Genomic DNA, 9921 nt, shown 5'->3' with positions numbered 1-9921 from the left:
GAGCGCTATCACTGATGGGCGCTTTTTTGTTGTGAATGATGAATCGTTCGGGTGTGGTGATTTCTTAAAAGAGATAGGCATGTATTGTGTGGACGATAATGGAAAGCCAATAGATGCTTATAACCATGCTATGGATGAGGCACGATATGCGAATAACTACTTTTACAAGCGATATGTTTTGTGAGGTGATTAGATGTTTGAAAGAGTAAAGAAGGCGGTGAGAGGTTTCATGCAGAGAACAGGAGCAGATTTAGGCATGGCGAAGGAGTTTAAGGATATATTTGAATTGGGCGGTGTACCTTCATTTAATCAGTTTTATTATTTTGGGATTTTTATTTGGAAGTATTTGTACAAAGGGTTCTATAAGCCTTGGCATTTGATTCCAGCTCCTACAATAGATAATCCTAATAATAAAAGAGAGATAGAGCCGATGAACATTGAAAAGGCAATCTGTGCTGAATTGGCAGGTCTTATATGGAGTGAGCAATGTGAAGTTCATGTTTCAAGTGGAATTGAATTGGAAGAAGGGAAGACGGATCCGCTGGATGATTTTGTTCAAAAGGTATTAAAAGATAATGCCTTTAATACCAAAATGCAGGAACATATTGAGCAAAGCATGGCATTAGGTGGCGGTGCTTTAAAGGTTTGGTATGAAGAAAAGCATGATTCAAAAGGGAATCCTGTTCCTAACACTGGGAAGATTGTTTTGGGATATTGCATGGCTGATCAGTTTGTGCCTACTTCTTGGGATAATGCACAAGTTACAGAAGGTGTATTTATTTCAAGACAGGCAAAAGATGGATATTACTACACTCGTCTTGAATGGCACAGATGGGATGGTGAAACGTATTATATTGAAAATGAAATGTTCAGAGCAGAAAAAAGAGAGGTCAAAAACAATGATGGTACAATAGAGCCTCAAGACATTTTGGGTTTTAGATATCCATTAAGTGAGATTTATCCATTCTTGAATCCGGAAACATCAATCGAAGGAATTGATGAGAGCTTATTTGCTTATTACAGGACTGCTATTGCAAATAATATTGACGATAATTCGCCATTGGGAGTATCAATTTATGCTAATGCGTTGGCTACATTACATTCGTTAGATGTTTGTTATGATTCTTTCAGACGTGAATTTATATTAGGAAAAAGAAGAATTATTGTACCTGCCAGTTGTATTAGACAGATCACAGACCCAGTCACAGGGCAGATGATAAGATATTTTGATGCAACAGATGAGGTTTATGAAGCGTTTTCTACTGATGATGCAGAACAGTTGAAAATTCAAGATAATACAGTTGAGTTGAGAGTTGAAGAACATATCAGTGCAATCAATGCTTTATTGAATACATTATGTTTACAGTTAGGATTCAGTGCTGGAACGTTTACATTTGATCAGGCACAGGGATTGAAAACTGCAACTGAAATCATTTCAGAAAATTCAAAAACGTATAAAACCATTAAAGCTAACCAGTTACAGGTGAAATATGCTATTGAAAAGATCATTAAAGGGATTATTGAAGTAGCGAAATTATATGATGTTAAATTCAATGGATTGAATCTTAAAGACGTAGGTGAGTATGAGATCAATGTTGTATTTGATGATTCAATCTTGCAGGATAGGCAGACCAATATCAATGAGGGTATCATGCTCATGAATAATGGTGTGATGTCGAAACTTACATATATGACTAAGATATTAGGAATGACCGAAGAAGAAGCTAAGAAGGAGTTAGAGCGCATTAGAAATGAATCTAGTGTGAATACACAGGCAGTAGATGAATTCTTTATGGGTGGCGAAGAATGATCATTACAAAAGAGGATATCTTGAAGATTGCAGAACCTTTTGAACAGATGTATGGAGATATGTCAAATGAGATTCTTATCCTAATGGCAGAGTTTATAGGGCAGGATATAGATGAACCTATTGATGTATGGCAAGAAAAGAAGATCAAACAGATTCAGATTCTTTTAAAAATGGTACGGAATATTCAGAAAGGATATCCGTATTTAAGACTGATAAATCATGCGTTGAATGAAACAGTTGATGAATCTTTAAAAGAGGTAGAGCCGGCGTTAAAAAAAGGTGCAGAAGCTGGGATGCTTTCGGTAGCTAGTGATGTGGCTAGCAGTCTTTCGTTAAATGATTTGAAGAAGATAAAAAAGCAGGAGTTTGCCAAGACATTTGCCAATATGAATTCCGAGATGGTGAATGGTGTGAATCAGTCTTTTAATAAGGCGATTACAAATGTTGTGGTCAAGTATAATCAGAAAACAGGCAGGATGTATGAAATACTTGATGATGCAGTTAGAAAGACATTAGAGGGGCAGGCAAGGCAGGAAGCAGTCACAGAAACTATAAGGCAGATGATCGAAGAAAATATACCAGCATTTGTAGATAAAGCAGGGCGTAAATGGAGTGCAGAAGCCTATGCGAATATGTATTCACGAACCAACGTTCACAACATGGCTATTGAAACAGTCAATAAGCGAAATGAGGATTATGGTAATGATCTTATTCAAGTGGATAAACACGCAGGGGCAAGGCCTCTATGTGCGCCATATCAAGGAAAGATATTTTCCACATCGGGAAGAAGTGGAACAGTTGAAGATGCTTTTGGAAAGAAGCATAGATTCAAGCCTCTATCTTCGACCAGTTATGGTGAGCCTGCTGGATTGTTTGGAATCAATTGTGGACATAATCCATCACCTTTTATTCCAAAGGTGTCAAATCTTGTTGCTAAGCCTTTGACAAAAGAAGAGAAAAAAGAGAATGATCGTATTTATCAAGAATCCCAGCAACAGAGAGCGATTGAAAGAGAGATAAGAAAAGCAAAGACAGAAGAAATTGCTTTAAAAAAGGCTGGTATTGATGATGAAAAGGCAAAGCAGAAGGTTAAGGATAAGCAGGCAAAGATGAGAAGTTTCATAAAAGAAACTGGTCGTACAAGAAGATATGACAGAGAACAGGTCATTCAGTTGAAGGAGGAAAAGAAATGAGATGTAAAAAGCATGTTTTTATGGGTGATAAAGATGGTGTTCATTGTTTTAAATGTGGATTTACAATGACCCACGATGAATATGTAAAGTCATTGAGAAAGGAGGATAAGGATGAAGAATTACGAGAACATGACAGCGTATCTGATGATCTTGTATCAGAATCTGAAAACACTTCATTATAATGTCGTTGGACATGGATTCTTTACAATTCATAAAGAATTAGAAGATGGATATAGTGCAATATCAAAGATGGCCGATGATCTTATTGAAAGAGGTATTCCGTTAGGTTTCGTTCAGCCATCAATTCAGAGCGCTGTATTGGCTTATCAGAGTGATCTATTACCTGTAATGGCTAGAGATGGTCATGACAGTATTAAGTTGGCTTATGACGGCTATATCAAAGCAATAGAATTAATGACAATTGCAAATGATGAAGTTTCATCAGATATTCAAAGTAAGTTAGATGAATATATCTATTATTTGCGTAAAGAAGCAGAATATAAGTTTCAGAGATACATTGGAGAACCTACTGCATTACCAAATATTGTTGATGAAGATGATTAAAAAGCGTGAGTGATCACGCTTTTTATATGCGCTGACGTCTTACAGCGTGACAGAAAGGCATTCGGGGACGTCTACACCCGTAAATGAAGGCATTCGACCTGTTAGTGGGTCGCAGTCATATAGCAATAGGAGGAAATTATGGCAAAACTAACAAGAAAATTTGTAAGAGCAACATTGGAAGGTGAAGGAACAACGGATGAAAAGTTGGAAGCGATCATGACAGCGTTTGGAGCTAGCACAGCGAACATGATTGATAAAGAAGAAGCTGAAACGTTGAAAACCAACGCAATCAATGAAGCACTCAAAGATGCACCTAAAGGTTTTAAAGATTCTGATGAGTATAAAACAATGTCAGAGAAGTTACAGGAATATGAGAAAAAGGATGCCATCAGAAATTTAACTGACAAAGGTGTGAAAAATGAAAAGTATGCAGAAATGCTTCTTGCAAAATTGGATTCTGAAAAGGATTTAGATGAGCAGTTAAATGCAATGAAGGCAGATTATGCAGACATGTTTAATGCAGAAGAAGAAAGAAAACCTCAATTTGGATCAGAAATGCATAGTGGTATGCCAACAGGTAAAGATCAGCCGACGTTTGGTTCCGTTTGGGGTTTTGTGCCACAGAAGAAGGAGTGATAAAGAATGGCAGAACCTATTAATTATGCAGTTGAGTATGCGAGAGATTTAGCAAATGCGTACCCTTATTTATCGTATTTCCCAGAAGTTTGGACAGGACCTAACAGTCAGAAATACAAGCCAGTAAATGGGAAAACAGTTATGATCCCGTCAATGACTACGACTGGCGCAAGAGCGGTTAATCGTGATCATATTGATGGAGTATTCAATCGAAATTTCGATAATGAGTATCAGGCAGTGACAATGAGCATGGATCGTGAATGGGATACACTCGTTGACCCAATGGATATTAAAGAAACAAATCAAGTAGTCACTATTGCAAACATCACCAAGACGTTCAATGAATTCCAAAAAGTGCCTGAACAGGATGCTTATTGTGCTTCTAAATTAGCAGGATTTGCACAGTCATTTGGTACAGTTGATAATACCACTTTAACGAAGGATAACATCTTAGAAACATGGGATGGTTATTTGGAATACATGGTAAATCAGCGTATCAATCGTGATCGGCTTATTGCTTATATGACACCTAGTGTTTATAAATTATTGAAAGAAGCTGCTGGAATTACTCGTTTCCTTGATGCTGGTACAGGCGTTAGAAATGTAGATCGAAATGTTGGAAAATTGGACGGAATTGTTATCAAAGAAGTGCCATCTGATATGATGAAGACGATTTATGATTTCACTACTGGATGGGTGATTGGATCGTCTGCTAAACAGATCAATTTATTGTTGGTTGATCCTATGGCAGTAATTGCACCAATTATTTATGACACATCTATGATGTCACCACCATCTGCTCAGTCTAAGGGCAAATGGTTGTATTATGAAAGATATTATTATGATATATTTACGTTGAATAAAAGACGTTGCGGTGTTCTTGCTAATATCGGTGAGCCAGTTGTAGGAACTCTTACAGTGACATCTGTTGCTGGTGCGTCAAGTGGTGAATCAGTGATTGCAGTAGCAGAGAAACCAGTATTAGGTCAGAAGTTGGTATATCAGTTAAATAGTGCAGATCCATCTATCACTTATGGACAGGATTTATCATCTTGGGAAGATTTACCAGCCGATGGAGTAGTTGATGTAACATCTGAAACGAATGTAACGGTATGCTTAGTTAACACGACTAAAGGAAATGGAGCATTTGCAGTAGCAGAAGGCAATGCAACAATCGTTAAGGCTTCCTAATTAAGGGGGTGATTATATGGCATACATAGATTATGCCTTTTTTAAGGGTTATTTAGGTAACCAATTAGATGAAGAAACATTTGAGCAGGTTGTCGGTCCTGCTTGTGATATTGTTGATTCATTGACAAGATATCAAGTAGCGAAACGAGGGTTAACCTCGTTTCCTGCTTGGATTCAAGAATTATTCAAAAAAGCGTGTGCAATGCAGTGTGCTTATTATGGATATTATGGTTTAGATATTTCATATACGGGACAGGCAGGACAAGGATTTACAGTTGGCAAGGTTTCTGTTGGGGAAGGAGTAAAAGCTGATGGTGGAAGAATGGCAAATGCCGTAAGTCCAGCAGTAATTGCTTTACTTGAACAGACAGGATTATTGAATAGGAGTGTTGGCGTATTCTCAGACCCATTCCTAGTCGGTTACTTACCGACGTGGCGGTCTTAAAAGTACCGACTACAATAGATATTTATCAAAAGCCAGCTTATACAGATTATTCTTTGTCAAAGGTGCATATGCAGAACACCAATGAGGTGATCAAGTCAACAGACAATACAGAAGTAGTGCTTAGATCGATTCTTTTTTATGATTGCAGGCTTTCAAAACCTAGTATTGATATTTGGGGATTGGAAAGGGTGGCGAATGGTGTCGGTGCATCAATGAAAGTGGAGTATAGCGGAGATGTCTATACAGTGGAAATGGTTGATTTAGTACCCGATGATACAGGAAAGCCACATCATTACGAATTAGGACTTGTTTAATGAGTGTTAAGGTAACGACCGATTTTAAAAATATCAAGAAAAGAATTGAAGCTGGATCAAAGGAATTAAAGATTCACGTGACAGAAGCAGTCATCACATATGGAAATATTTATTGTCCGGAAGATACAGGTGATCTAAAAGCCAGTGCTTATCGTGATTCAAAACCCGAAGATGGCGAGGCTATATGGGGTAAGGATTATGCCGCAGAAAATTATTATGGAGTTGACAGAAATTTTTCTAAGGATAGAAACCCTTTAGCAAGTGCTTTTTGGGCGGAAGAAGGCGTTAAAAATGGTAGAGAAGAAATAGATCAGACTGCACAGAAAGCGTTTGAGAGAGGCATGAAATGAGCGTATATAGTGATGTTTTAAATTCTGTTATTGAATTGATGGAAGAAACAAAGCCTTATGCACGTATTGTGGTTGGGTCTAATGTACCGGCGAATGGAATATGTGTACTTCCTACACCTGCTACATCAAGAGCTTTTTTGGATAAAAACACCGACATGGAATGGATCATTGCTTTAAATGGAAAAAATGCTGATCAATTAACAGTATTTGAAGCATTGAGCAGGATTCATACATTGCTTACAAGAAGAAAAGATTATCCGTCTGATTCGAATTATCAAATCTATGATATTTCAACAGTTGCGGGTCCTAGATTGATAGGGAGGCAGGAAAATGATCAGTGGATATATGGCAGTTCGTTAAGGATTCGATTTTATATGAGAGGAGAGTGAGAAAATGCCAGCAATGGAAAATCAGCCGAATTTATTAGTCACTTATAAAATACAGTTAGATATTAACACAACTCCGAGCGGTGCTTCCGAAACATGGACACCTCTTTGTGCAGGGTTTAATAACATTAGCGAAGCATTAAATGAGGCAGTACAGCAGTATTTCTTTTTATGCCAGAAAGGTTTTGCAAATAACTATGTGACAGGAATGGCACCAGTAGTTACATTAACAGGTGTTAGAATCATTGGCGATACCGCACAGGATTACATCTTTGGCACTAAATATAAAACACTTGTTGATAGAGAAACCCAGTTGAGAATTACACGTGTGAATGATGATGGTGAATCTACTTCTGTGATTACTGCAAATGTGACTATGCAGAATATCCAAGAATTTAGCGGTGCTACGACTGATGGATCGGCGATCAGTGTTGAGTTTGCATTTAATGGTGCACCTACGTTGTCGCAGGGAACTGTTGGGGCAGGGTAAAACCTGCCTTTTTTTAGAAAGAAGGGGAATAAATGTATAGGATAAAAAGACAGGAAAATCTAAAAGAAACGCTTCTGATTGAGTATAAAGACAAAGAGCTTGTCGTAAATGTTGAAATGAATATCACAGAGAAGATGAAAGCCTACACGAGTGCAAGCAGGAAGCTGGAAATCTTTTTGACAAAAGCGTCAAAGAATGAAGTTGATAGTAAAGCATTAGGTGAAGCAATCGTGTCTTTGTTCGTGCTTATCTTTGGTGAGAAACAGACAAACGAGATCATAGCTTTTTATGATGATGACTACACATCAATGTTAATAGACATTATGCCTTTCATTCGTGATGTGGTAACTCCAATGTTTGCTAAGGCAAGAAAAGAAAAGATAGCTTTGATGAAGAAAAACACAAAGCGTAGATTCATATGAAATTGTATGAAGAATTACCTTGTTCTATTGAATTAGATGGAAAATTCTATAAATTTAGAGCTTCTTTTCGTGGAATTCTAGCGTGTTATGACATCATGCAGGATAAAGATCTTGAGGATATTGAAAAGATCATGATCATCTATGAATGTTTGTTTACGAGTTGGTCGAGATTCAAAGCTAGGAAAAAAGACATCTTTTTTAAATGTCAGATGGTCGTCGAAGTGTTTGATCTTTTAAATGACAAGAAGAAAAAAGGCAAGTCGCAAAAAGTGGTAGATTTTGAGCAGGATTCAAGATACATCTATGCAGGTTTTTACCAGTGCTATGGAATTGATTTATTTAAAGTTAATCTTCATTGGTGGCAGTTTTTATCTTTATTCAATGGTCTAAGCAATGATACGAAGATCATGCAGATCATAGATATACGGCAAAAACCAATACCTAAACCTACAAAATATAATGCTGATGAGCGAATGAGATTGATGAGATTAAAGGCTGAATATCAGCTTGAAATGTCACAGGAAGAAAGAGAAAAACAATTTGCAGATAACCTCAATGGTTTATTTGATGCTTTAAAAGGAATAGCAGAAAAGAGGTGATGGCATGGCAGAAGATGGAAAAGTCGTCTATAAAGTAGAGGTAGATGATTCGCAAGTATCATCTGATATGAAGAAAACCGAATCGAAGATCAAGAAATCTTCCGAAGAGGCTTCTGATGCTCAAAAGCAGGATAACAAGGAAGTTGTACAGGATGCGAAAGAAAGTACCAATAAGGTTTCAGGTTTCTTTTCCAGTGCTTTTGAAAAAATAAAAGGAAGCTCCGGTGGAATGAAAGATGGTGTACTTGAAGGTTTCGATACATTGACTGAAGGTATAGGAATATCAGCAAGTACATTAGCTAAAGCTGGGTTGGTTGCAGGAATTACAGCTATTGGTTCAGCGGCTGTAAAAATGGCATCTGATGTACAGGATTCCGTGAATAAATTCTCTGCACAGACTGGTATAGCAGGTGAGGAACTTGATAAGTATCAGACTATGATGGAGGAAATATATGCGAGCAATTATGGTGAATCCTTTGAAGATGTAGCAAATGCAGTATCTAGTATCAAATTGCAGTTTGATGATATAGATGATGAAAGCCTACAAAGCCTCACAGAAGGTGCTTTAACATTGAGAGATACCTTTGATATGGATTTGAATGAATCTTTAAGAGGTATGGATCAGTTAATGACACAGTTTGGATTGAGTGCAGAAGAAGCTATGGATTTAATGGCCAGTGGCGCACAGAATGGTTTAAATTACACTGATGAATTGGGTGACAATATATCAGAATATGCAGGTAAATTTGCACAGGCTGGTTATTCTGCTAAAGATTATTTCCAGCTTTTGAAAAATGGAACACAAGGTGGAGCATATAACCTTGATAAAGTAAATGATGCAATCAATGAGATTACCACTCGACTTGCTGATGGTACGATTGAAGAAAGCCTTGATATGTATAGTGAAAAGACACAGGAAGTCTTTAAACAATGGCAGAATGGTGAAGCAACACAAAAAGATGTAATTGATTCGATTGTTGAAGATATACAGAATTGCACAAGTGAGCAGGATAAATTGACCATGAGTGCGACTGCATTTGGAACGATGGGTGAAGATGCAAATGCAAAGTTTGTAGAATCTTTAGTTTCTGTTGGCGATACATTTGCTGATGTGAATGGCACAATGGAAGAAGTCGAAGGTACCATGAGTGGTGGTGTCAATGCACAGATTGAATCATTGAAACGTAATATTGAAATGTTGCTTGTGCCGATTGGTGAATTATTATTGCCTATTTTAAATGTTTTGATTGGCGCTTTGGCAGAGATCATCGGTGTGATTTCTGATGTAATAAATACAACAGTTGATTGGATTTCCAATATCGTAAATTTTGAAGAATTGTTTTCTTTTTATATTGGTAATGCCATGCAGTCATTTAATTCATTTGTTGAAACACTACAAGGAGCTAACTATATAAAAATCAAGAGATTTAGATGAAAAAGTTTGAAAATATAAAATTTCTAATTTTGTATGTTAGCTGGAGCTGTTCTTTGAAAAGTGAATAGTAATTTGTACTTTTTGGG

The 9921-nt window shown here is 37.1% G+C and carries 14 protein-coding genes and 1 pseudogene; all 15 read left to right on the top strand.

Annotated elements, in window-relative coordinates:
• A pseudogene (locus Q0K35_RS08430) lies at window positions 1-184 on the top strand (PBSX family phage terminase large subunit); the annotation flags it as partial.
• 9 nt (window positions 185-193) lie between these two features.
• Complete coding sequence (locus Q0K35_RS08425; RefSeq protein WP_294562227.1) at window positions 194-1810, top strand: phage portal protein; 1617 nt, start codon at window positions 194-196, stop codon at window positions 1808-1810.
• The gene (locus Q0K35_RS08420; RefSeq protein WP_294562226.1) at window positions 1807-3003 is read left to right on the top strand and encodes a phage minor capsid protein; all 1197 of its coding nucleotides are present in this window, start codon (window positions 1807-1809) and stop codon (window positions 3001-3003) included. Before Q0K35_RS08425 ends, Q0K35_RS08420 begins: the two co-directional genes overlap by 4 nt.
• Window positions 3000-3185 (top strand): hypothetical protein, encoded by a 186-nt coding sequence (locus tag Q0K35_RS08415; RefSeq protein ID WP_294562224.1) that lies wholly within the window; start codon window positions 3000-3002, stop codon window positions 3183-3185. Before Q0K35_RS08420 ends, Q0K35_RS08415 begins: the two co-directional genes overlap by 4 nt.
• A complete protein-coding gene (locus Q0K35_RS08410) occupies window positions 3115-3567 on the top strand; it encodes a ferritin-like domain-containing protein (protein ID WP_294562223.1) in 453 nt (150 codons plus the stop codon). The genes Q0K35_RS08415 and Q0K35_RS08410 overlap by 71 nt, the downstream gene beginning before the upstream one ends.
• Window positions 3568-3705: 138 nt before the next feature.
• Window positions 3706-4203 carry a hypothetical protein gene (locus Q0K35_RS08405; protein WP_294562222.1) on the top strand — a complete coding sequence of 166 codons (498 nt, stop codon included), beginning with the start codon at window positions 3706-3708 and terminating at the stop codon, window positions 4201-4203.
• A gap of 6 nt (window positions 4204-4209) precedes the next feature.
• Window positions 4210-5394: a hypothetical protein gene (locus Q0K35_RS08400; protein ID WP_294562221.1), complete on the top strand. Its 1185-nt coding sequence runs from the start codon at window positions 4210-4212 to the stop codon at window positions 5392-5394.
• Between the two features lie 16 nt (window positions 5395-5410).
• Entirely contained in the window at window positions 5411-5839 is a 429-nt protein-coding gene (locus Q0K35_RS08395) for a hypothetical protein (RefSeq protein ID WP_294562220.1), read from the top strand.
• Window positions 5827-6153, top strand: coding sequence for a putative minor capsid protein (locus Q0K35_RS08390; RefSeq protein WP_294562219.1), 327 nt, complete (start codon window positions 5827-5829; stop codon window positions 6151-6153). The genes Q0K35_RS08395 and Q0K35_RS08390 overlap by 13 nt, the downstream gene beginning before the upstream one ends.
• Window positions 6153-6503 carry a minor capsid protein gene (locus Q0K35_RS08385; RefSeq protein ID WP_294562218.1) on the top strand — a complete coding sequence of 117 codons (351 nt, stop codon included), beginning with the start codon at window positions 6153-6155 and terminating at the stop codon, window positions 6501-6503. The genes Q0K35_RS08390 and Q0K35_RS08385 overlap by 1 nt, the downstream gene beginning before the upstream one ends.
• Complete coding sequence (locus Q0K35_RS08380) at window positions 6500-6892, top strand: hypothetical protein (RefSeq protein WP_294562216.1); 393 nt, start codon at window positions 6500-6502, stop codon at window positions 6890-6892. Before Q0K35_RS08385 ends, Q0K35_RS08380 begins: the two co-directional genes overlap by 4 nt.
• A gap of 4 nt (window positions 6893-6896) precedes the next feature.
• Window positions 6897-7379, top strand: coding sequence for a hypothetical protein (locus Q0K35_RS08375; RefSeq protein ID WP_294562215.1), 483 nt, complete (start codon window positions 6897-6899; stop codon window positions 7377-7379).
• Between the two features lie 32 nt (window positions 7380-7411).
• Window positions 7412-7801 (top strand): hypothetical protein, encoded by a 390-nt coding sequence (locus Q0K35_RS08370; RefSeq protein WP_294562213.1) that lies wholly within the window; start codon window positions 7412-7414, stop codon window positions 7799-7801.
• Window positions 7798-8400, top strand: coding sequence for a Gp15 family bacteriophage protein (locus Q0K35_RS08365; RefSeq protein WP_294562212.1), 603 nt, complete (start codon window positions 7798-7800; stop codon window positions 8398-8400). The genes Q0K35_RS08370 and Q0K35_RS08365 overlap by 4 nt, the downstream gene beginning before the upstream one ends.
• Before the next feature lie 4 nt (window positions 8401-8404).
• Window positions 8405-9835, top strand: a complete 1431-nt coding sequence (locus tag Q0K35_RS08360) for a phage tail tape measure protein (protein ID WP_294562211.1) — start codon at window positions 8405-8407, stop codon at window positions 9833-9835.
• Window positions 9836-9921: the final 86 nt, after the last annotated feature.

It is taken from the genome of uncultured Traorella sp. (assembly GCF_944327115.1).
In the GTDB taxonomy this organism is placed as follows: domain Bacteria; phylum Bacillota_I; class Bacilli_A; order Erysipelotrichales; family Erysipelotrichaceae; genus Traorella.
This window is presented reverse-complemented; position numbering and strand designations above follow the sequence as displayed.